The sequence below is a fragment of the Pontiella desulfatans genome, assembly GCF_900890425.1.
GTDB classification, from domain to species: domain Bacteria; phylum Verrucomicrobiota; class Kiritimatiellia; order Kiritimatiellales; family Pontiellaceae; genus Pontiella; species Pontiella desulfatans.
The window spans coordinates 3,723,099-3,745,518 of sequence record NZ_CAAHFG010000001.1 but is presented as its reverse complement, the minus strand read 5'-3'; the positions used below and the strand labels follow the sequence as shown (position 1 = coordinate 3,745,518).

Here is a 22,420-nt window from a genome sequence, read left to right as displayed (position 1 = left end):
ACAGGCACAGGAGCCGCATCCATCACCGGGTGCGGCTCCTGTGTGTTTACCCATTTGTGATTGCACCGCCAAGCGTTGCCATCCGGTAACACGAAGAAGTAAGAGGCCGTCCCCGTTGGAGGGGCGGCCTCTCGTTGTTTAACCCTAAACAAGAAAGTGAGGTGCCCGATGGGTGCTTATGAAAAAATCAATGCAATGATCACCGAGCGTTTGGTGAAGAGGATCGAGGAGACCGGCGAGATTCCATGGCGGAAGCCCTGGGCCTCGGTGAGTCTAATGCCCCGAAACCTCGTAACAGGAAAAAACTACCGGGGAGTGAATGTGTTTTTACTCCACATGCTCGGGTTCGAGAGTCCGTACTTCCTTTCCATGAAGCAGATCAATGCGATGGGCGGGAAAGTGCGGAAAGGAGAACGCGCATGTCCCGTCGTCTTCTGGAAAATCGTGGAAGCTGATGATCAGGATGATCCCGATGCAAAGACCTATGCCTTCCTAAAATACTACCGCGTTTTCAATGTGGCCCAGTGTGAGGGGCTTCCCGAAGGAAAGGTTCCGGTTATCGAGGTGCCGAAGCGTAAACATGATCCGATTGAGGTTGCAGAGCGTGTCGTACGTGACATGCAGAACCCTCCGCGGGTCCGGCATGGGTGCCGCCAGGCCAGTTACAGTCCGGCATTCGATACGGTATCGATGCCTAACCCTGAAGTGTTTGACTCGGACGCCGCGTATTACGCTGCGCTTAATCATGAGCTGGCGCATTATGCCGACACTGGGATTATGCCGAATTGAGTTTCAATGGAATTGATTGCCGGGTGAATTCGAGAAACTGATTCGGCATAACATTGCAAGAATCGATCTTGCAAGATGTTGTGTTTTGTTTCCGATTTGCTCCTTAACAACGATAAGGAGCAACAAATGAATACGCATCAACAAACAACGAATGAAGCCCATGTAACCGCCCGCGAACTGTTCGGGGAGCACGTGTCCTCCTTCCGGCAATATCTTGTCGGCCACAACTATGTGACCAATACTGTCCAGCAATACATGCGGTGCGTGGGGGCTCTTGCGGCGACCATGAAAGCAGACGGAATCGCCGTCGGGGAGTTGAACGAGGCATTGGTTCTGGATCTTGTGGACAGGCAGGGATGGCCCGAAGGACGTCACTACTACGCCGTCACGATCGCAAAGCGCTTTGTTCGCTTCCTGCATGACCGGGGAGTGGGACAGCTTCCACCTCCCCCGACGGAGAAGGAAATCGCAAGAAAGGAACTGCGTAAGGAATACGAATCCTACCTGCGCCGACAACGCGGATTGAGTGAAAGTACGATCTTTGGTTGCTGGCACCAGGCAAACCGTTTTCTTGAATACCGCTTCGGTGAAGAGGCTGGAGACCTTTCAAAAATCACGGCGACCGACATCATTGACTTCCTCCAGCATGTAACCGGCAGAAAACCGCCGGTACGGAATAAGACGGTTTCCACTCCCCTGAGGAGCTTCTTTCGCTTCCTGTTCCAGACCAAGCGAAACGGGGCCAACCTCGCCAAGGGCATTCCAAGCGTGGCCCAGTGCTACGGGAAACGGTTGCCCGTGCATCTGACTTCCGAACAAACCGAAGTCCTGGTCGATGCGGTTCGTGGCAATAAACCTACGAGTCGACGGAACCATGCGATGGTGCTGCTGCTCGCCCGGCTCGGGTTGCGTCCACAGGAGGTGATCCGTATTCAAGTCGATGATATCGACTGGAGGGCCGGTGAGATCGTCATCAGGGGCAAGGGCGGTCGGCATGACCGGCTTCCCCTTCCGACCGACGTGGGCGAAGCCATTGTGGAGTACATCCGGAACGACCGGGTCACGGAGTCGAGAACGCTCTTCGTGTCGAACCACGCGCCGCACAAGCCATTCAAAAACGCCGAGGTACTGAATACGGTTCTTGTGAAAGCGTTCGCGAAAAGCGGACTGACGCCGCCAATACCGTATACCTGTACGCACATACTGCGGCATAGCCTGGCGACCAACCTCGTGCGGCAGGGCGCATCACTCGACGAGGTCAGCAACCTGCTTCGCCACCGGAGCCAGACAACAACCATGCTCTATGCGCGGATGGATGTGGACGGCCTGCGATCAATCGCCTTGCCTTGGCCCGGAGAAGGAGGTGCCCAATGAAAACCTTGAATAGAGAGCTTGAGCGCTACCTGTCCATCCGGCGAGGCCTTGGGTATAAACTGAATACGGATGAACGAATCCTTCGCAGGTTCATCGAGTTCATGGAGCAGGAAGAAGCGGCGCACATCAGCACCGGCTGTTTCCTTCGCTGGAAGGAGGCATTCGGGCATGCAAACACGCAAACCTGGTCGAGACGACTGACAGTGGTCAGAATCTTCGCCCAGTGGATGCACGGCATCGACCCCCGCCACGAAGTGCCGCCGCAATCACTGATACCCGGCCATGTCCGCCGCTCCCGGCCTTACATCTACAGCGAAGAGGAAATCAAGATGATCGTTGAAGCCGCAGCGGAGCTTCCTTCCCGCAACGGCATCCGTCCGCTGACCTACTCGACGTTCTTCGGACTCATCGCCGTTACCGGCATGAGAATCAGCGAAGCCGTTTCGCTCAATGTTGCCGATGTCGATCTCGAGAATGGAGTCGTTGCCGTACGAAAAGGAAAGCTGGGCAAGGAACGCTTGCTGCCGGTCTCTACGGATACAGCGGAACGGCTGGTTGCCTATGCCGTCGAAAGGGATCGGCTAAACGAATCGACACCCTCGGCATTCTTTATCTCGGATCATGGGGAACGGCTGGACGCCTGCGCCGCCCGCTACAACTTCGCCATCGTATGTCAGCGTGTCGGGCTGCGACCGGTTCAGAAGTTTTTCCGGCACGGGCGCGGGCCGCGCATCCATGACCTGCGGCATACTTTCGCCGTCCGCACGATGCTCAACTGGTACCGGGATGGAAAGGATCCGGCCCAGGAAATGATCAAGCTCGTCACCTACCTCGGGCATGAAAAGCCCGCACACACCTACTGGTACATCGAGGCGGCTCCTGAACTGCTAGAACTGGCGTCCCGCCGTGCGGAAGAATCCGCAGCAAGGGAGGTGGAATCATGAACGCGCTGACACTACCCGCTCTGGTTCAACTGTTCTTCACCGACCGGCTCACCATCCAGATAAACGCAAGTCCCAATACGATCGCCAGCTACCGGGATACCTTCCGCCTGCTGTTGCGCTTTGCCGGGGAACAACACGGCAAGGTGCCGACGAAACTCCGGGTCGAAGATCTGGATACCGAACTGGTGGGCGACTTCCTCGCCTATGTTGAGAACAAGCGCCGCAACTGCGCCCGCAGCCGCAATGCCCGGTTGGCCGCCATCCGGTCCTTCTTCAAATTCGTGGCCATGACCGAACCGGCATACCTGCTCCAATGCCAGCGAATACTGTCCATGCCCAGCAAGCGCCATGAGCAACGTACAGTGGAGTTTTTGGACCGCCGGGAAATGGATGCGCTGCTGTCTGCGCCGGACCGGTCCACATGGATCGGGCAACGCGATCATGCCATCCTGACACTGGCACTGCAAACCGGACTTCGAGCATCGGAGCTAATCAACCTATGCCAATGCGATCTCATTGCCGGAACTGGTGCGCATGTCCAGTGTATGGGTAAAGGTCGAAAACAGCGCCTCACGCCTCTCAGGAAAGAAACCCTTTTGGTCATGAAGAACTGGCTTCGGCGGTATGGCGGAACTGAAGACGGGCCGCTCTTTCCAACCATCAGGGGAGGGAAACTCAGTCGAGACGCCCTGGAACATCTTGTGCGAAAGCATACGCTCACGGCTTCGAAAACCTGCCCCTCGCTGGCGACCAAGCGGGTGAGTCCGCATGTGCTTCGGCACAGCACCGCCATGGAGTTGCTGCACCACGGGGTGGATCAAACCGTTATCTCGCTATGGCTTGGCCATGAATCCGTTGAAACAACGAGAATCTACCTGCACGCCGATCTGCACCTTAAGGAAAAGGCGTTGGAAAAAGTGATGGCAACGGCCTCGAAACCAGGGCGGTATCTCCCCGCTGACAAGCTACTCGCCTTCCTCGAAGGCCTATAATTATGCCTAATGGCCGTACCGAACACCCTTTGACTGCAAGGGTGAAATCATTCGGTACGGCATAATCCCAGTGTCGGCATAATGCGCCTTATGCCGATATCGGCATAAGGCGCACAGCACCGGCCACGAAAAGCGGTTGGCACGGAATGCCATCATGAATCCGAACGGGTTCGGTTCGCATGCCTACTCGCAGGAAGAGCTGGTGGCTGAGATGACGTCGGCGTTCCTGAGTGGATACACAGGGGTTCTCATGAACACCGAAGAGAATCAGGCTGCATATCTTGCCGGATGGCTTAAGCGTCTGAAATCAGAACCAACGATGCTGGTGAAGGCCGGTGCTCAGGCACAGAAGGCCTTCGACTATATCGTCGGAGAGTACCAGGAGGTTGCAGCCAAAAGTGAAAAGCCGGTTGCAGACGGCATGGTGGCCGAAAGGAAGGCGGCTTAATGGACTACGAAAAGCAACTGCTGATCGAAGCCCGTGCCGCGATCCGGGAGTTGCCGAACCACCGTTGTGAGATCATTGATCTTTACACGGTGGCAACCGGCGAGATTGAGGAAGGTGGTAGCGCTGCCCATGAATACGAGTTGTTTGTGGGCAGTGTGGATGAAATCAGAAAAGAAACGTTAACAGGAGCATAACATGAATACAGCAACAGACACGGGCCGGGCCTCAAAAGGGACCCGGCTTTTTTCGTTGGGGCAGGTCGTCTGCACCCCCGGTGCCATCCAGGCATTGGAAAACACCGGGCACTCCGCAAGTGAGTTCTTAGTCAGACATGCCTTGGGCGACTGGGGGGATTTGTGTGCCGAGGATAAGCAGGCCAATGACGAGGCTATCGCTGACGATCTTCGGATTTTGTCGGCGTACCGACTGCAGGACGGCGAGCGGATATGGATTTTGACGGAAGCGAACCGGTCGGTAACGACACTGCTGCTGCCCGAAGAATACTAACTGGAAGGTGATCAGATGAATAATGAATATGAAGAGTATGAGGACGATTATGAAGACTATCCTCCACGGTATCGACCGCCTCGTCGCCGACTGCGCTTTTCCCTCCAATGGAAATGGTCTGTGTTGGCTTTGTTGGTGTTGGCACTAGTCTCACTGCGTTTTTGCAGTGGAGGTCGTCAGGAGCCAAATACGGAGCTTCCGCGCAAGCAAACGGTTCGCGTGGTATCCATGAGTGAGATCGATCTTCGTGTCAGGGCCGCAGCTGTTTCCGCAAGGGATAAAGCTGCGCGCCATGCAGAGGAATCGGTCCGGCATTGGGTTGACGGCCTGCGTCGTCGCAATGTGGAATTCTGTGACTGGTATTTCAGTTACCTTACAGCCAACTCGCTTGAGTTGCGTGCGCTGGGATACCATCTGGCAGATACGGTACTTGTTGAAGCCATTGCCGGACAGCAACCGACAGCGGAAGAGCGTCTGGAGGATGTGGTAAGTGAGGCGTATGCCGCACGGGTTCTTCATCCTTCAAGTGCACAGCTGAAAGTTGAGAGTATTTGTCGCACAAGCGTGGAAGTCTATCTTCAGTCCCTGAGTCAGCAGTTATCAGGGCTGGAGGCTGAGTTCGAGATTGCGCAGGCTGATTGGCCGCAGTACCTCGAGGGGCTGTCGAGATTAACACTGTCTATTGAAAATGGAAGACAGGTGCCTGTCGTCACAAAGGCGGTGATGGCCGGCAGCGGTATTGCCGTGGCCAAGGCTGTAAAGGTCGGAGGCGGGCAACTCCGGAGTCTGGTGGTTAAGGCCGGTGGTGATAGGCTGTTGACCGGAGGCGCACGTGTTGGCGGTAAGTTTGTAAAAGGTGCTGGTTGGTGGCTGGCCATCGGCCTGACTGCGGCTGATCTCATTGACCACAGGCACACCGTCAGCGTTAATCGCCCGGTCCTTGAACGCAGCCTGAACGAATATCTCGATGAGTTGGTCCAGTTAACGCTGTATGACTCGCAAACAGGCATTGTGCCTGTTATCGACGGTGTTCAGCGTGATGTTCTCAGCCGGATCGAAACTGAAGACAAAAGCGAGAGGTAATTAAGTGAAAGCAATTGTAATGAAGAGCGGCGGACGGGCTGATGGCGACTTTGGTCGCATGCGCTCTTTGCTTGCGTGTGTCGGAAAAGACAAAATGCGTCCAGAACTCCATTATATCCTCGTTGAAAAGACGAAGGGCGGGGTGTATGCGGTTGGTTGCGATGGACTGCGGCTACGCCGGGATCTGTTCAGGATCAAGGCGGAGCCCGGCCTGTATGAGATTAAGGTAAACAACAGCCGGGAGATCCGGCTTGTGCCCAGTCCGGTGAAGGTACGCTATCAAGAATACCGTAAAATCATCCCGAGTCATGAATCTGAATCCACGTATAGTACCGTAGGCAAAAGCTCGCGGTTTGCCATGTGGGTCGGGGCGGCGTTGGGGTGTTATGTTGACCCAAAGCTAGTACCTATTGCGCATGATGAATACGGCGAGATTCATGTTCAGAAGACAGACGGTGGTATCATGCCTCTGGTGTTCCAGAATGACCACACTCTGGTTGTGGTCATGCCGATGAAGCTGGATGGCCATGTCGGGGAGCAACTCGATCGAATGCAATTAGACCGGTTACGCCGACAACGGAAAATGAAAGTGACTAAATCCAGTAACAAAAAAGAACCCACCTCATGGTGGACAACGTTGGTAAGGCGCAAGGCGGCTTAGCCGCCGGGAAGAAGGCGGTGGACTACCCATGCCTTCTTTTTTGCTGACGAAAAATGGACTATGGGGTTGTAGGCACCCTAAGTTCAAATCCAACCGGGCCGACCAATCTTTCTTACGGCGAACTCATTGTGAGTTCGCCTTTTTCATTTTTACGCCTATTTACACCAGTAAATGCGGGATTTACGGATTCTCTCCCGGTGACTAATCCCCCAAAAGAAAAATTCTGAGCCAACGTTCTCGCGAAATTCTCCGTTTGCTCTCCGTTCTCCGCCGAGTTAAACCCCAGTTTTTCCCGATAAAAGCCATGTCGCCTATAATTTGCTCCAGCAATTCGTGCAGAAGAAAATCCCGTTTCTGGTCATCGACTGGAAGCGGAGCTACCGAAACCTCAAAAGCCTGCCGGGATTGGAAAATCTCGCGGTCTACACGGTGGGCCGGAAGGCTCGTCCCTTTCCTTGGAACCCGCTGCGTCCACCACGGAACATCCACCCCCAGACCTGGATTCAGATTTTATCGGATGTGCTGGAAAAGACCCATGTGTCCGGTCATGCGTCGCCCTTATCGAATCTATGTGAGAACCGGACCGGTTTCTCAGTCCTGCCGTAAATGATTGTGGGATAAATAACCGCTTGAATTATCCCGTCCTTGCAAAAAATATCCCTTTCCTACCTATTCGGACGATAGGTATATAAACAGTAATAGAAAACAGTTTTCCATGGCGCGAAAGGAAAGTTTGGAACTGCTGCTGGATTGCAAACAGCTGGAGCTGACATGTTGCAACCCAGACTCATGGATCCATAAAGAAATTCAGAAAGAGATCGAATATTTACGAGGAAGATTGTCCCGGCTGGATGTCAACACCCTTTAAATTGAACGGTTCAAGTCGCCCGAAAATGAATAGTAGGTGAGGAACAGGCCGGGATTAGGGAGTTCTTTAAGGTCATATTCTTTAACCATCGCGCACGGATAATAGCCCATGTGGTCTGGTTCTCGCCCATAGCGATTTTCTTCTTCGCTCATCCGATTGTCTTCGCTGTCGGGTTCAAGCTGATTTCCTTTCCACACCTCGAGCAGTTCCGTGTCGAGATTAGCAATGTAGGCCCATTCACAGTGAAGGCTGTCATGGATAAAGTCCGATGCGTCCGGCATGAACATCAGCTTCCCATCCAGATAGGGTTTCAATGATCCCTGCAAAGGTTGATAGAGTTGATACATATCTGTGGGAGTTGTTCTGTATTCCAGATCCGGAAAATGCCGTCTAACTTCGGTTTCCGCCAAACAGGAATGCTCATCCAGCTTGCGGGTCTCCGGAATGGAGACGATGTTTTTGATACGTTCGCGTGCCATGTTCCAGTCATCTACGTTTCGCAGCTCATGCAGTATTCTGAGCCCCAGTAAATCCGGCTCGGAGTCGGCATGATTGTAAACCAGTCGGTCTTTTTCCCGATATCGGAAACCTAATAATCCTTGTGTGGTCATTTTATTTTCACCACTGGATAGGGAGGACACGAGGTTTAAATAGTTATCACCACATTGATGGGGATCCTCATGGGTGGAAAAATGGTTCAACGCCCGTTAGCGGCGTTTCTGGATGAATAATATACCCGAACGGGTTAATTTTTGTTTAGAAATGGGTTGTTATACCCGAACGGGTTTAGTAATAACTTTAGTAATTAGATTATACCCGAAGGGGGATAGCATGAGTGATCCGTTGATAACATTTATAAAGGAACGCCGCCGATCCGTAGGGCTGACTCAGAAAGGTTTGGCTGATCGGGCCGGAGTTGGGCTGCGTTTTGTCCGCGATCTGGAGCAGGGTAAGGAATCACTTCGTTTAGACAAGGTGAATCAGGTTCTTGTGTTGTTCGGCCATCGTATGGAACCGGTTGCTTTCCGTATGGAGGTGGAAGATGAGGAGGGCTGAAGTTCATATGCAAGGGCGGTTGGCTGGAACACTGGAAGAGCGGGACAACGGTTATATGTTTTCCTATTCGCCGGATTATCTCGGTCTTGTGGGTGCGTCGGCCATCAGCTTGTCGCTTCCGCTCCAGTTGGAATCTTTTGAGGACAAGCGGTTGTTTCCGTTTTTCGATGGATTGATTCCGGAGGGCTGGTTGCTGGATATCGCTGAACATACATGGAAGCTCAATCCGCGTGACCGCATGGGTTTACTGCTGGCCTGCTGTCGCGACTGTATTGGCGTGGTTTCCATTGTTCCAACGGAGGAACCAAATGAGTAAGGCAACTTGTCACATATGTCTCCAACCTTTGGAGAGTGCGGAAGGACTCTACCATGGCTCCTGCTGCAAGAAACTGTTTGGTTCCAATCGGCCTCCAATTTTTCCCTATGCGTGGAAGGAACTCAATGAACTGGCGGAAGAGATTGTTCGGCAGCATGTCACCGTTCCTGGCGTTCAGCCCAAGCTCTCGGTGCATCTTGAGCGGGGAGGGAGACGGCAGGATTCGAGGTTGACGCTGGTTGGTTTGGAGGGTGGCTATATACTTAAGCCGCCGGTTGCTCAATATCCTGAAATGCCGGAGCTCGAACATGTGACAATGCGCATGGCTGGATGCTTCGGTATCGCGACGGCTGAGTGCGGATTGATTTCGCTGGACGACGGGCAGTTGGCCTTCATTACAAAACGTATGGATCGGGATGGGGAAAACAAACTTCATATGGAGGATATGTGCCAGCTCACCGACCGGTTGACTGAGCAAAAATATAGAGGCTCCCTGGAGCAGGTCGGCAAGGCGGTTCTTCGCCATTGCGATAATTCGCTGTTTGACGCTCTCCGCTTTTTTGAGGTTTCCGTATTTTGTTTTCTTACGGGTAATTCGGATATGCATCTGAAAAACTTTTCATTGCTCTATCAGCCGGGAGATACGGTTAATCTGTCGCCAGCCTACGACTTGGTTCCAACCCAATTGTTGCTGCCAGAGGATGAAGAGGAATCAGCTCTTACGGTCAATGGACGTAAAAAACATCTAGGACGTAATGACTTCATACGCATGGCAGAATCCTTGCGGCTAACCGAAAAACAGACCGGCAATACCTTCGACCGTTTTTCGGCGAACCGTGATGCCTCCCTCCAAATCCTGGAAAAGGGATTTTGCAGTCCCAATATGAAGGAACGCTACAAGATGCTGCTTTGCGAAAGGGCAGGACGTCTTGGGATATAGATGCTGTTGTTCGGTATCCTGTCAGGTGCACCAGCTCTGTTGCGCATAATCAAATTTGTTCGCCGTATCGGTTTGCGCTACATTCCGATTATTGAGTCATGCTGAAAGGAACTGATTTATGAAACGCCGCGAATATATTCAAACAATGGGAATGGGCACCGGGCTGATACTTTGCAGCAGTGGTGCCCTGCTGAAGAACAATAAACAACCGAACCTGCTGTTTATTTTTCCCGACCAGATGCGCCGCGAAGCCATGGGCTTCTGGCAGAACGATGCGTTTAAGAAGGGTCTGCGTACGCAGTCCGATCCGGTGGTTACGCCGGTTCTGGATAAGCTGGCGGAAGAGAGTGTGGTATTCACGCAGGCGGTCAGCACCTGCCCGATCTGCAGTCCATATCGGGCCATGCTGATGTCGGGCATGTATCCGGCTCAGAACGGGGTTGCCAATAACTGCCGTCACGATCGAGATGAACATCTGAAGCACGACATAGACTGCTTCACCGATGTACTCGCTTCTTCCGGTTACGATACCTGCTATGTGGGCAAGACGCACTGGGAGCGGAATGATCCGCTGTTCGATGAAAAGGGGCACTACATGGGGACCACCCAGCCTCCCGGCGGACACCACATGAATCCGTACGATACGTATATTCCCCCCGGACGCGGTCGGCATGGCAACGACTATTGGTTCCAGTGCGTTAAAGACGATCATAAAGATCCGCGCGTTTATTCCAGCGAGCCGGATCGCATTGAAGGTAAAACCGACGGGCAGCAGTATCGTCCGGAAATCTATTCTCCGAAACTGGAAGCTGATGTGCTGGTGGACTATCTGAAGAACAGTGCAGGACAGCGTAATGCATCCAAACCGTTTTCTGTTATCTGGGCGCCGAACCCTCCGCATAATCCATACGCATCTGAAGACGATTGCGATGAAGTGGCTTACCGCGAATTTTATAAAGACCAAAACGTAAGCGATCTTCTGATCCGACCCAACGTTGCCGAGGCCGACAAGGCCACGAAGGAACGGGCTGAACTGAGTGTGCCGTTCTATTTTGCCAACGTAACCGGTGTCGATAAACAGATCGGACGCGTTTTCCAGGCATTGGAAGAATCGGGCGAGGCCGATAACACCATTGTGGTCTTCACCGCCGACCATGGCGAAATGATGGGCAGCCACAACCGTTTTGGAAAAACCGTGATCTATGAAGAAGCGTTCTGTATTCCGTTTATGATCAAGTATCCAGGAAAAACCGCCGGTACGCTCGAAGACCTGATGCTGGCTCCCGTGGATGTAATGCCGACCGTGCTCGGCCTGCTGGGCCTCGGAAGTCAGATCCCAAAGGCGGTTGAAGGCAAAAACTTTTCGCACGAGATTTTGACCCGCGACTGGTCGAAAACGGAAAAACCGAAGTCAGCACTGTTTATGGATAATGCCGACACCGTGAAGGGCGTCCGCACCAACCGCTATACCTTCCAGATTGACCATCAGGGTAAGCAGATGCTCTTCGACAACGAAAAAGATCCGTATCAGATGAAAGAACTGAAACTTTCGGATCTTCCGAAGGCGGATGCCGACTTCATTGTTTCGGAACTCGGCATGTGGCTGGCAACTGCCAACGATCCATGGTTCCAGGAAAAGACGCAGGCCGCGGTGATTAAATATCCGGCCTGATGGTGTTCGTGCGGATTACGCGCCCTCCACTTCGTCGAGAGGCTCGTCCTACAACGTTGGTTATTTTAACTGACGTTGTTTCCTTGTTCCACGTTGTAGGACGCGGTTCTCTGCGGAGCAGAGGCCGCGTTTCGGAGGTCTGGCCCGAGGTTCGGTCCACGCGCCCCCTCGTTCCTCGGGAGGCCCGTCCCACAACGTTGATTGGTTTCTTGGCGCAATCCATGGTGTTCTATTGCGCACATGGATTGTTGATGAACATGCAGTAAATGCCATACTTTTCCGGATTCAACTGAGGAATAAAAAATAATGGCATTTAAAGTATCCGATCCTGACTACGAGCGCAGTCCTTTCACCGGTATGACGCGTGAGCACTGGGTGCAGGCGGCAAAGTTTCTGGTCGATGGAGTTTTTCGGCACGTCGGTTCGAGCGATGAACCGATTGTAATCCCGAAACAGTCGGAGGTCTGCTATCCGCAAGCGGACGAGCCGCCTCACCGTTTTCAGGCGGCCGAGTTTGAGGGGCTTGCGCGCACCTTTATGGCCGCCGCGCCGGTGATCGCCGAAGACCCGTCGGCCGAGAGCAACGGAATCCGTCTTCGCGACTATTATGCGCATCAGATTCTGCTGGCGTCCGATCCGTCGTCGGATCGCTATGTGGGTTCGATCTCTGAGTTTTTCGAAAAGTACGAAAGAATGCAGTATCAGCAGACGGTCGAGGGCGGGGCGCTGGCCGTCGGGCTGATGCAATGCCGCGAGCAGATTTGGGAGCGCTATTCCGATGCCGAAAAGGCGCAGGTTGCCGCGCTGCTTTCCGACTGGGGGCACGGGCAGACCATCGGCCACAACTGGCGCTTTTTCAATGTGCTGATGCTTACGTTTCTCAAAGTAACCGGCTATGAAGTCAACGAGCTGGTTTTGAAAGATCACCTGCAGCATTTGATGGCGCAGTATTCCGGCGATGGCTGGTATAGCGACGACCCATGCTACGACTTTTACAATCCGTGGGGCTACCATTTCTACGGGCCGCTCTGGTGCCGCTGGTACGGCTATGAACATGAGCCGGAACTTGCCGCCGTCATTGAGCAACGCAACCGCGAATTCATCGTCAACTGGCCTCGCTTCTATTCGCGCGACGGCAAGCAGCTGATGTGGGGCCGCAGTCTCATCTACCGCTTCGGCAGCTCCGCCGCCCTCGGCGCGCACTTCCTGATGAACGACCGCGTGCTGAACCCCGGTTTTGCGCGCCGCTTGGCATCAGCCAATATGCTGCAGTTTATGGCGCGCGACGATTTGTATGTAAACGGGGTTCCGTGCCTCGGCTACTACGGTCCATTCGACCCGCTCGTGCAATTCTACAGCTGCGCCGCCAGCCCGTTCTGGGTGGCCAAGATTTTCGTGGCGCTTGCACTGCCCGCTGATTCGCCGTTTTGGACCGCAGAGGAAAACGAAGGCTTCTGGCCGGAACTCGGAGACCGAACCGAGATCGTCGAGCTCGAAGGCCCCGGCATTCAGGTTATCAACCGCGGCGACACCGGCGGAACCGAAATCCTGACCGGCAAAGTGCCGCAGCACATGCCGTATTACAACCAGCTTTCCTTCAATACAGAGTACTGCTACGAGGATCTAAACGAAGAGGGTAGCAACCCGATCAACTACTCGCTCAGCGACGGGCTGACCGAAGGCTATCGCCTGCCGCTCACCATCGGGTTCAGCAAGTTTAAAGACGGCGTGATGTACCGCACGCTCAACATGAAGGCCGGCGGCGGCTCAAACTCGCTGTTGGGCTATGTGCCCAACAAAGGCATGGAGCGCATCGATCTGGCCGATATTATTATTCCCGGCGGCGTGATCCGTGTGGATCGTATTAGGATGCCGCTGAGTAATACGCTACACCTCGGTCATTATGCGCTGCCTCATCTGGATGGGAAAGCCGCGGTGGTTGCGTCGGGTTCCAACACGATCCGGGCTTCGATAGAAGGCCGAAAAGTTGCGATGACTGCTGTGCATGGATGGGATGGGTTGAACGCCGCTGTGCATCATAGCAAAAATGCGGAGGCTGACGACAGCACTGTGATTTATGCCGAGCGCATCGATGCCGAGCGCTACGGAGGAATGGAAATCCTGATTGCCGTAATGCTGCATCGTCAGGATGACGGGGAATGGACGGACGATGAATTAATGCCGATCCGTTCATTTGAGATCCTACCGTGGGCTCCGTCCGGCCAGCCCTGCGGTGTTCGGATTGAATTGAAGGACGGTCGTAGCTTCACCATCGACTACGGCAACGTCGAAGGCTGCCTGCGCGGTTAGTGTGAGGGATCGACTGATGAAAAAAATTCATTGTCATCCCATAGATATTGAAAAAAAAGGCTGGCATGTGCCGTTGAAATCCTCCACTCGGAGGGTATGAAAAAACAACATAAACACAAGCCAGCCGGACATAGGTATACAACCTTGAAACAATTGTGCAATCTGATTCCCGGACACATGGTGTCGAGCCTTGCGCAGAAGCATGGCGTGGACATTCAAAGCCGGACGTACACGCCGTGGAGCCATGTGGTTTCTTTGCTGTACGCCCACTTCTCCCATGCACTCGGACTCAACGATGTGTGCGACGCGCTCCAGATGAACGCGGCGGCGCTCTCTACCATCCGCGGCGCGGTTCCTCCGTCGCGTAACAACCTGAGCCACGCGAACAAGATCCGCAACGCGGACATGGCCGAAGAGCTCTACTGGTGCATGATGAAGCATCTGATGGATACAGTCCCGGGCTTCGCGAAGGGCAAGGTTCGGCGCGGATACCTCCGGCGCTTCAGCAAGACGATCCATGCGCTGGACTCGACCACGATCCAGCTCGTCGCCAACTGCATGGACTGGGCGAAGCATCGCCGCCGCAAGGCTGCGGCCAAGTGCCACCTGCGCCTCGACCTGCAAAGCTTCCTGCCCCGGTGCGCCATCATCGACACGGCGAAGCACCATGACAGCACGATGACCCAAAGCCTGTGCGCCGAGCTCAAACCCGGTGAAATCGCCGTGTTCGACAAGGCCTACAACAAGTTCAAGCATCTTTTCGAGCTGACGGTGCGCGGTGTCTGGTGGGTTGGCCGGGCGAAGGACAACATGCAGTACAAGGTGGTGCGCACCCTCGAAACCACCGGGCACAAGCGCATCCTGCGCGACGAGGTCATCGAGATGGTGGTCGAAGCATCGAAGAAAGCCTATCCGTGCGAGTTGCGCCGGGTCGTGGCGCTGGTCGAGATTAACGGCAAGGATGTCGAAATCGCCTTCATCACCAATCACCTGGAGTGGAGCGCGTGGACGGTCGCCGAACTCTACCGTTGCCGCTGGGACATCGAGGTGTTCTTCAAGGAGATCAAGCAGACGCTCCAACTCTCCGACTTCCTGGGCTACAGCGCCAACGCCGTGCGCTGGCAGATCTGGATGGGGCTGCTGGTCCACCTGCTGATGCGCTGCCTCGCGTTCATGCACGGATGGGAGCACAGCTTCAAGCGGCAGTTCACTGTTGTGCGCGCGGTGCTTTGGCGCCGGTGGAACCTGCCCGCCTTGCTGGATTCCTATGGGACAGCCAAACCGCCCGGCCGCATACGGGGTGCGCCGGAACAGGCGTATCTGCCGGGGTTTGTCTAAGAGCTGTGGGACAGCCATATGCACAAAGCGCGGAACCATGGTTAACCTTCAACAAAAAATCGGAATTGACTAAATGAATCGGACATCAGAAACCTTAACAAAAACGGGGTTTTACTCTCCGTCAGCACCACCTATGGGATGAATGTGAAAAAAATTATTAAACTGATGGTTGGGGTTTTTGCGCTGGGTGCTGTTTTGCCGGGGCAGACTGCGGCGGCAATGGGCGGAAGGGTGATCGACGAAAAGACCAATGTCATTGTGGTGCTGGTGGACGACCAGGGTTTCGGCCAACTGCCCGTTTATTCGGATGACTATCCTGATGAAATGCTGCTTCTGACGAAAACCACAGAGCGCTATCGTTGTGACGAGCAGAAAGCAAAGGCTGCCGCAAAGGTCTGTATGCCCAACCTGCAAAAACTGGCGGACAATGGTGTCACCTTCATGAACGCACACGTCACCTCGCCGGTCTGCGGGCCGTCGCGCGCCGCGCTGCTGACCGGTCGCTACCAGCAGCGCTTCGGCGCCTACGATAATTGCGATCTCGTGAAGGCCGGATTGCCGGTTTCTGAAACGCTACTGCCTGAGCTGTTCCAGCGGGCCGGCTATCGTACGGCGATGATCGGAAAGTGGCATGTCGGCAAGCGTACAAAAACGCCGCTGCCGCTGCAGACAAACGATTACCACAAAAATTCGATTGCCCACTGTATTCCCGAACACCATCCGCTAAATCGAGGGTTCGACTATTACTTTGGTTTCAACTCCTCCGGCACGACCTACTACAATTCGCCCAGCCTTTTCCGCGGGTTTGAAAATGTAAAGGCCGAAGGCTATGCCACCGATCAGTTTACCGACGAGGCAGTTCAGTTTATCGAAGAGTCCGGCGCTGATCCGTTCTTTGTCTATCTTGCCTACAGCGCGCCGCACATTCCGCTCGAAGATGCCGCGCCCGAAAAACACCAGCGTTTCGACACCGGCAACCCGGAGGTCGACAATTATTACGCCACGCTGGCTGCCGTCGACGACGGTCTCGGCAAAATTTGCCAAACATTGGAGAAACGGGGAGAGCTGGAGAATACGCTGATCTTTTACCTGAGCGACAACGGCGCGGTGATCGATTCGCCCCAGCCGATGAACGGCCCGTTTCGCGGGAATAAAGGCATGTTTCGCCATGGCGGCATGCATGTCCCGATGATTGCCCATTGGCCTGCAAAGCTGAAGCCATCGAGGCATACGCCGCGCGTGGCGTCGATTGATGTACTGCCCACCACACTGGCCGCCGCCGGCATCGGGCTTCCGGAAAATCTCGATGGCGTGGATCTGGTTCCTACCCTCGGAACAAACGAGGATGCGCACGAGGCCATCTTTTGGGCCGGTCCGGACATTATGCACTGGAGCGAGGACAATAAAGCGTTCTGGCGCGATTACTGGGAATACGTCACCGAGCGAACCGACGATGCCCCGAGCAGTCCGCATGTGGCAGGCGAAGCATCATGGGCTGTGCAGAAAGGCCGGTGGCTGCTGCGCTGCAACGAAGTGACGGGTGCGGTCGAGCTGTTCGATGTCTGCGCCGATCCCGGCGAGCGTAGCGAAGTGTCCGCTGCGCATTCCGAAATCGTTGACGCACTCCGCGCCGACTATAAAGTCTGGGCAGCAGGTCTCGCGAAGCCGTTGGCCTGGAGCGAAGAGCAGTATGAACGGTTGGTGAAATAGATAATGAAAAACAACGTAATTTTCGTGGAGCAGTTTTAATGGTGGTTATCGCCGGGGCGTGTTTGGCCAGCTCCTGCATTTCAAAGGATCGCAAAACGCTCTACCTGTTCCTGCTCGGTCATCCCGAGCCCGGCGCTTAAATTGAAATTCTGGATTGAGGTTCCCGACACGGAGCTGGATGAGATCGCAACCGTCTTCAAGATGGAGCTGAATGAACCTTTAGGGTGGAATTAGTCATGCGCCACAGACCGCCTTTGTTGTGCCGCGATAACAGCGTTCGGATGCGCTAAAGATAATAATCAGAACTCAATCTTTGCGGGTTCGGTTATATCCTTCAATTCGTGATCCTGATTCCCGTAACGGACACAAACGTCTTTTTCATATCCGGGATGGATCACGGCCTCGAGAAGCTTTCCACCCGCCCACTTCATATCGACAATAAATCCACCTCTGGTTTTCAGGCCCGAAACCTGTCCCTCCGGCCAGTTCTCCGGCAGGGCGGAGAGCAGGTGAATGAACCCATCATGACTTTGCACCAGCAACTCGGCCACTCCGGCCGTAAAACCTAAAACCCCGTCAATCTGGAACGGGGGACCTGCATTCAGCAGATTGAGATAACGACCGCCTTTCTGTCCCGGGGACACATTTTCAGCCGGAGCAAACCTGAACACATTGAGCAGCATCTCTCGCGCCTGTGCGGCATCATGCAAACGAGCCCACCAGGCCAGCTTCCAATTCACAGACCATCCCGTATCGGCATCATTTTTGCCTGCCTGCCCCTTGGCCATTTCTCCCGTCCGCATCTGTAGCGACACCCGGGCCGCCGCCCAGCCTTCGGGATCTTTATTGGGCGTCAGTTGATCTCCGGGAAACAGGCCGAACAGATGCGAAACATGACGATGCTGATCATCGGGCTTATCCCAATCCTCACTCCATTCCTGCAACTGGCCATATTTGCCGATTTTCGGAACATATAGATGATCCAGACGTTCCTGCAGCACGACGGAAAACTGCTCATCAATTCCCAGCTCCGAAGCCGCGGTAATACAATTGCTGAACAGGTCCCGGATCAGCTGCATGTCATACGTGCAGGCCTTGGAGATCGACAGTTGCTTGTTGTCCACGGTTTCGAACCAGTTTTCTGGAGAGACCGACGGACACGTCACATACATTCCATCTTCATCTTTAATCAGCCAGTTCAGACAAAACTCGGCCGCTTCACGCATAATGGGATAGGCCCGATGCTTAAGAAATTCCCGATCTCCGTGAAATACATAGTGCATCCACAAGTGCTGGCACAACCACGTTCCGCCCAGCGGAAGAATACACCATCGCGGCCGCTCAATCCCCGCAGGAGCGGTTTGCATCCACAGATCGGTTGAGTTGTGGCACAGCCAGCCCTTGGCTCCATAATTCGTGCGTGCTGTTTTTCGACCGTTGGGCCTTAAATGATCGATCCAATTAATCAGCGCCTGCTCACACTCCGGCAAATTGGTTGTCCAACTGAGCCAATAATTCATCTGGGTATTCAAGTCATTCGTCCAGTTCGACATCCATGACGGGCGCATAAAAGGATTCCAGATGCCCTGCAGGTTGGCGGGCAATGTTCCCGGCCTGGAACTGGAAATAAGCATGTAGCGGCCATACTGGAAGGTTAAGGCCACCAAATCCGGATCTTCATTTTCCGCATAAAGCTTGATCCGCTGATCCGTCGTCTTGGAGGCGTTCCCGTTTCCCAGCCGCAGGCTGACCCGGTCAAACAGTTTTTTATAGTCATCACAATGCCGACGTTGAAGCTCGTCATAATCCATCTGGCTGATTTTATGGAGAGTTTCTTCCACAATTTGGCGGGGGTTAATCCGGCTCAACCGCGGAAAGACATCAAACCGATCAAAATTGGTTGCAGCAGAAAAAACAAGCATGACAGCATTCGCCTTTTCAACACGCACCCCGTTCTCATGCTTTCGCATCCGCCCTCCTTCGGGGATCACTCGAAGTTGTGCGTAGAATGAAAGCCCTTCTTCTTCCGGATCATAAAAAATCACCTGATCCGCCTCGATCCCTTCCCTTTCAACATGAGAGGGGGCCTGCCCCTGCAGAATACAGGAATTGCCCTTGGCGAATGACTCATGTTTCAGGCGTGATGACAGTCGCACTCGACAACTGATCTTTCCGGGTTTATTCGCGGTCAAACGAATGCACATCACATTGTCCGGCGCAGATACAAAATATTGCCGGTGAAACTCTACGCCGCCAACCTCATACGTTACGCTGGACAGCGCCTGACCAATATCGAGCGTCCGCGCGTAGTTGAGTGCCTCGCCTGTATGCTCCAAAGTCAGCAGGAGCTGCCCCAGCGGTTGGTAGGATTCGTTGTAGGTGCCCTGGATCTTGTAGGCCAGATCATTGGCCAACTCGTAATCTTTCTCAAAGACGGCTTTTCGAATCCGGGGCAGATACTGTTTCGCATTCGGGTTGTCCGTTTCCCGCGGATGACCCGACCACAGCGTCTCTTCGTTCAGATCAATGACCTCATCCGAGACTTTTCCCCAGACCATGCCGCCGATTCTTCCGTTGCCGATGGGCAGGGCCTCGTTCCAATGGGTTGCAGACCGATCATAGTGCAGCAATGAAGACCCTTTCCGAGGATCTTTCAGCTGGCCGGTGGATGAATTTTGCAGTGCAGCCTTTGCAGACATTAAACCGCCCGCGCAAGAACCCGTCCCACCGGAAGCGGCCATGATTTGACAAAAATTACGCCTGCTCATGGAGTTAATTGAATGTGTATGTATTTTTCCCATAGTGTTCTCTTCTTTATATTACAATACCATGAACCATCAGTTTCCGATGGCTGATAAAAACTCATCGGAATAAAATTCTGATCGACCCGTAAGTATAAAAAAGGCCTGCTTCGATGCGCTTTTAAAGGGGTAGCCGATATAAGCCCATTCTGCATCCTGTTGTTCCAGTCCGGGGCGGCCTTCAATGTAAATGATGCTCTCCTCAACGTCTTCTAACACCTCGATGGATTTTATGTTATAGATGTTGCTGACATCAGCACCAAATTCTGCCCGTCCCCACTTTCCGATATATTGGTTTGGATTATTCACACACCCCTTCAAACGAAAAAATCCGAAGTCCGTATCTGCATCCTGCTGATAGCCGGCCTTGTGAATCAGCAGCTTTTGAAGGGGGGGCGATGCGAATTTCCATCCGGCACCGTTAACCGAGGAGTCCCTGAGCGTAACTGCCGCCCAGGGTTTTTCCGCCTGCTGACCCGCCTTCGAGGCCCATGCCCCGCGCCCCGTGAAATTGAGTCCATCGAGGGTTCTTGTTTTCTGGTCATAGCTGGAATACAGGTAGTCGATTCTGCCCGAATCAAAAACGACGCGTACCGCAAACGGCTTTTTGTGTTCTTCTGCGCATTCTACCTCCTGCTCAAAATAGACCGTTCCAATCTCTTGAATCCGGTCCCCGTTTTTCCGATCCGCAAGGTCATGTTCATAAATGAGCGGCGCAATGCTCTGCAGGTTCCCTGCCGAGCCGCGTGGGGCTTCCCGACGGACATATAGGTGAGGCGTAAATTCCATCGGAGGAGCGTCGGCCGGTGGAGTCCATTGTTTTGCGTAGGGATCCCGGATTGGGTCAATCGTCTCCCCGCTGAGCAATACGGTATTTTCGCTGCCGGTCCCCCATATACGCATGCGGACTCCGGTCTTCTCGGTCACCCATTCCACGCTCCATGATTCGGTTGCATCCAGAACGTCCACATTCCGGAAGAACTTCTCAGCGAACCAGGGCTGTTTCTTGATCCAGTATTCCCTTGTTGCATCGGCCTGTTCCTGCGGAACCTTTTTGGCGGAGCAGGTTGAACTTGAGTTTTCACCCAAAGGGGCCTTCATGCCGATCTGGTGCATGTCTCCACCCGCAATACGATGAAAATCAGCCAGATAGGATGACGTCCCATGCACCGGAATCAACATCAACATCCTATTGCGGAATTGAACCCCTTTCTCAACCGGCCCGGGGGATGCTGCATCCAGCGAAACGACTAACCCTTCAGGTGAGTATTCATGCATTGCCGTACGCCGCCAATGTTTGTAATCCAACTCGGGTTTCCGGTTTGTGTAGCTCCGGAACCCGATCTTACGCAGTTCGATCAGCTCCTCCACGGTTTTTGCGGATTCAGGACTATAGGTCAACGCCGGCTTTACAGGTGGGGGATTCGCAACAATATATTTCTCGTACTCAACCCGAAGAGCTTTGCCGGCATCGTCCAGAACCGGTTCATTCCGCCAATAGACAGCAGATCCATTCTGCCCCGCCTCGAACGTGGTAAAGTATCGATACCAGGATTTGCAGTACCCAAACTTTGGCAATAACTCTGCGCCGCTCCCCCAAAGCACAATCGATAAATCGTCATTGTGGTGATGATAGAATTTTCTCGGGGAAAGGCTGAGCCCCAGATAGGTTCGATCTTTACTGCACATCGGAAAATATCCCCATCCCGCATCAGGGTGGATCTCATTCGTCTGAAACTCTCGATTTCCTGTCGGAGTTGTAATCGTGGTATCCGCCAGCCGAACGCGCTCCCCATTCGGATATCGAAAGTTACCGACTTTCACACGACGAGCATGATTCATGCTTTCCCCGATATAGTCATCCAGTAATGAACCTTCAGCAATCAACCTTTTGTTCAGGGCATGCTCCCTCGCAATCTGCAGACTCCTCAGCGTAAGCCGCAGATTACCAACCACCTGTGCCTGATAAGAGCCCCCTTCCGCCTCCGCCCCGTTATATGTTGTATATTGCCTGACAATCGCTTCGATAAAGTGTGCGCAGTCCAGCAAGGCCTTTGGATAGTCGCAATACACACCGATCAGCACCATGCTTTTAAGCTTAGAGCCGAAAACGTTCCCGGGATTGGAATAACCGTCCTCACCCCCGTTAAGCCCATTGATCATGTACGCAACATAATTTTCATGTCGGTCGATCAATGCCTGCCGAACCTTTTCCTGCTGCGTTTGGGGATCTCCAAATTTTTCCCATGCTGCGGTACAGTTTCTAACGGAATGAAAAGCCAGCATCCATACCGTTTCAACGGCGGGCATTCCATGATTGCCCATTCCTGCAACGCGCTGGATCGAGGTTCCTTTTTCAATAGCGGGAAGTTCATTTTCATGGAAGGTATACTGATTGAGATGCACCCCTTTTTTGTTTTCAGCAAGAGACAGCAGGATCTCGACGCAGCGTTTTGCGTAGGCCTCGTCCTGTGTCCGCTCATACAGAAAAAACAGCGTGGAAATCAATCCGATATGCTGGTGCCCATTCCTCTCCTTGGGAACCGTGTCATACAAGCGCTCAAGCAGCTCCTGCTGCATCGCGCTTTCCAGGCAATAGTTCACCCCGTTC

Annotated in this window: 19 protein-coding genes and 1 pseudogene; 17 read left to right on the top strand and 3 right to left on the bottom strand. The window is 53.7% G+C overall.

Annotated elements, in window-relative coordinates:
* Positions 1 to 168 precede the first annotated feature (168 nt).
* From E9954_RS13120 to E9954_RS13075, 10 genes and pseudogenes are all read left to right on the top strand, one after another.
* A complete protein-coding gene (locus tag E9954_RS13120) occupies positions 169 to 789 on the top strand; it encodes an ArdC-like ssDNA-binding domain-containing protein (RefSeq protein WP_136079607.1) in 621 nt (206 codons plus the stop codon).
* Positions 790 to 915: 126 nt separating this feature from the next.
* Positions 916 to 2,163 (top strand): site-specific integrase, encoded by a 1,248-nt coding sequence (locus E9954_RS13115; protein ID WP_222847174.1) that lies wholly within the window; start codon positions 916 to 918, stop codon positions 2,161 to 2,163.
* Positions 2,160 to 3,107, top strand: a complete 948-nt coding sequence (locus E9954_RS13110) for a tyrosine-type recombinase/integrase (protein WP_136078976.1) — start codon at positions 2,160 to 2,162, stop codon at positions 3,105 to 3,107. Before E9954_RS13115 ends, E9954_RS13110 begins: the two co-directional genes overlap by 4 nt.
* Positions 3,104 to 4,099, top strand: a complete 996-nt coding sequence (locus tag E9954_RS13105) for a tyrosine-type recombinase/integrase (protein WP_136078975.1) — start codon at positions 3,104 to 3,106, stop codon at positions 4,097 to 4,099. The genes E9954_RS13110 and E9954_RS13105 overlap by 4 nt, the downstream gene beginning before the upstream one ends.
* Positions 4,100 to 4,220: 121 nt before the next feature.
* A pseudogene (locus tag E9954_RS13100) lies at positions 4,221 to 4,547 on the top strand (zincin-like metallopeptidase domain-containing protein); the annotation flags it as partial.
* Entirely contained in the window at positions 4,547 to 4,741 is a 195-nt protein-coding gene (locus tag E9954_RS13095; RefSeq protein WP_136079605.1) for a hypothetical protein, read from the top strand. The pseudogene E9954_RS13100 and the gene E9954_RS13095, both read left to right, overlap by 1 nt.
* Before the next feature lies 1 nt (position 4,742).
* The gene (locus E9954_RS13090; protein WP_136079604.1) at positions 4,743 to 5,054 is read left to right on the top strand and encodes a hypothetical protein; all 312 of its coding nucleotides are present in this window, start codon (positions 4,743 to 4,745) and stop codon (positions 5,052 to 5,054) included.
* Positions 5,055 to 5,069: 15 nt separating this feature from the next.
* Positions 5,070 to 6,137, top strand: coding sequence for a hypothetical protein (locus E9954_RS13085; RefSeq protein ID WP_136079603.1), 1,068 nt, complete (start codon positions 5,070 to 5,072; stop codon positions 6,135 to 6,137).
* A 4-nt stretch (positions 6,138 to 6,141) separates the two neighbouring features.
* On the top strand, positions 6,142 to 6,798 hold the full coding sequence (locus E9954_RS13080; RefSeq protein WP_136079602.1) for a hypothetical protein: 657 nt from the start codon (positions 6,142 to 6,144) through the stop codon (positions 6,796 to 6,798).
* Between the two features lie 333 nt (positions 6,799 to 7,131).
* Positions 7,132 to 7,404, top strand: coding sequence for a hypothetical protein (locus E9954_RS13075; protein ID WP_136079601.1), 273 nt, complete (start codon positions 7,132 to 7,134; stop codon positions 7,402 to 7,404).
* 258 nt (positions 7,405 to 7,662) lie between these two features.
* Here E9954_RS13075 and E9954_RS13070 read toward each other — a convergent pair whose 3' ends face one another.
* Positions 7,663 to 8,277, bottom strand: a complete 615-nt coding sequence (locus E9954_RS13070; protein ID WP_136079600.1) for a hypothetical protein — start codon at positions 8,275 to 8,277, stop codon at positions 7,663 to 7,665.
* Between the two features lie 220 nt (positions 8,278 to 8,497).
* Between E9954_RS13070 and E9954_RS13065 the strand changes: the two genes are divergently transcribed.
* From E9954_RS13065 to E9954_RS13035, 7 genes are all read left to right on the top strand, one after another.
* Positions 8,498 to 8,722 (top strand): type II toxin-antitoxin system Y4mF family antitoxin, encoded by a 225-nt coding sequence (locus tag E9954_RS13065; protein WP_136079599.1) that lies wholly within the window; start codon positions 8,498 to 8,500, stop codon positions 8,720 to 8,722.
* Entirely contained in the window at positions 8,709 to 9,038 is a 330-nt protein-coding gene (locus E9954_RS13060) for a HipA N-terminal domain-containing protein (protein WP_136079598.1), read from the top strand. Before E9954_RS13065 ends, E9954_RS13060 begins: the two co-directional genes overlap by 14 nt.
* On the top strand, positions 9,031 to 9,978 hold the full coding sequence (locus E9954_RS13055; RefSeq protein WP_136079597.1) for a HipA domain-containing protein: 948 nt from the start codon (positions 9,031 to 9,033) through the stop codon (positions 9,976 to 9,978). The genes E9954_RS13060 and E9954_RS13055 overlap by 8 nt, the downstream gene beginning before the upstream one ends.
* A 118-nt stretch (positions 9,979 to 10,096) precedes the next feature.
* Complete coding sequence (locus tag E9954_RS13050; RefSeq protein ID WP_136079596.1) at positions 10,097 to 11,650, top strand: sulfatase family protein; 1,554 nt, start codon at positions 10,097 to 10,099, stop codon at positions 11,648 to 11,650.
* Between the two features lie 306 nt (positions 11,651 to 11,956).
* Entirely contained in the window at positions 11,957 to 13,960 is a 2,004-nt protein-coding gene (locus tag E9954_RS13045; protein ID WP_136079595.1) for a DUF2264 domain-containing protein, read from the top strand.
* Positions 13,961 to 14,056: 96 nt separating this feature from the next.
* A complete protein-coding gene (locus tag E9954_RS13040) occupies positions 14,057 to 15,298 on the top strand; it encodes an IS4 family transposase (protein WP_136077916.1) in 1,242 nt (413 codons plus the stop codon).
* Between the two features lie 144 nt (positions 15,299 to 15,442).
* Positions 15,443 to 17,008: a sulfatase family protein gene (locus E9954_RS13035; RefSeq protein WP_168442226.1), complete on the top strand. Its 1,566-nt coding sequence runs from the start codon at positions 15,443 to 15,445 to the stop codon at positions 17,006 to 17,008.
* A gap of 299 nt (positions 17,009 to 17,307) precedes the next feature.
* Here E9954_RS13035 and E9954_RS13030 read toward each other — a convergent pair whose 3' ends face one another.
* Positions 17,308 to 19,707, bottom strand: coding sequence for a glycoside hydrolase family 95 protein (locus tag E9954_RS13030; RefSeq protein ID WP_168442225.1), 2,400 nt, complete (start codon positions 19,705 to 19,707; stop codon positions 17,308 to 17,310).
* Positions 19,708 to 19,845: 138 nt separating this feature from the next.
* Positions 19,846 to 22,413 (bottom strand): hypothetical protein, encoded by a 2,568-nt coding sequence (locus E9954_RS13025; protein ID WP_136079592.1) that lies wholly within the window; start codon positions 22,411 to 22,413, stop codon positions 19,846 to 19,848.
* Between the last annotated feature and the right edge of the window lie 7 nt (positions 22,414 to 22,420).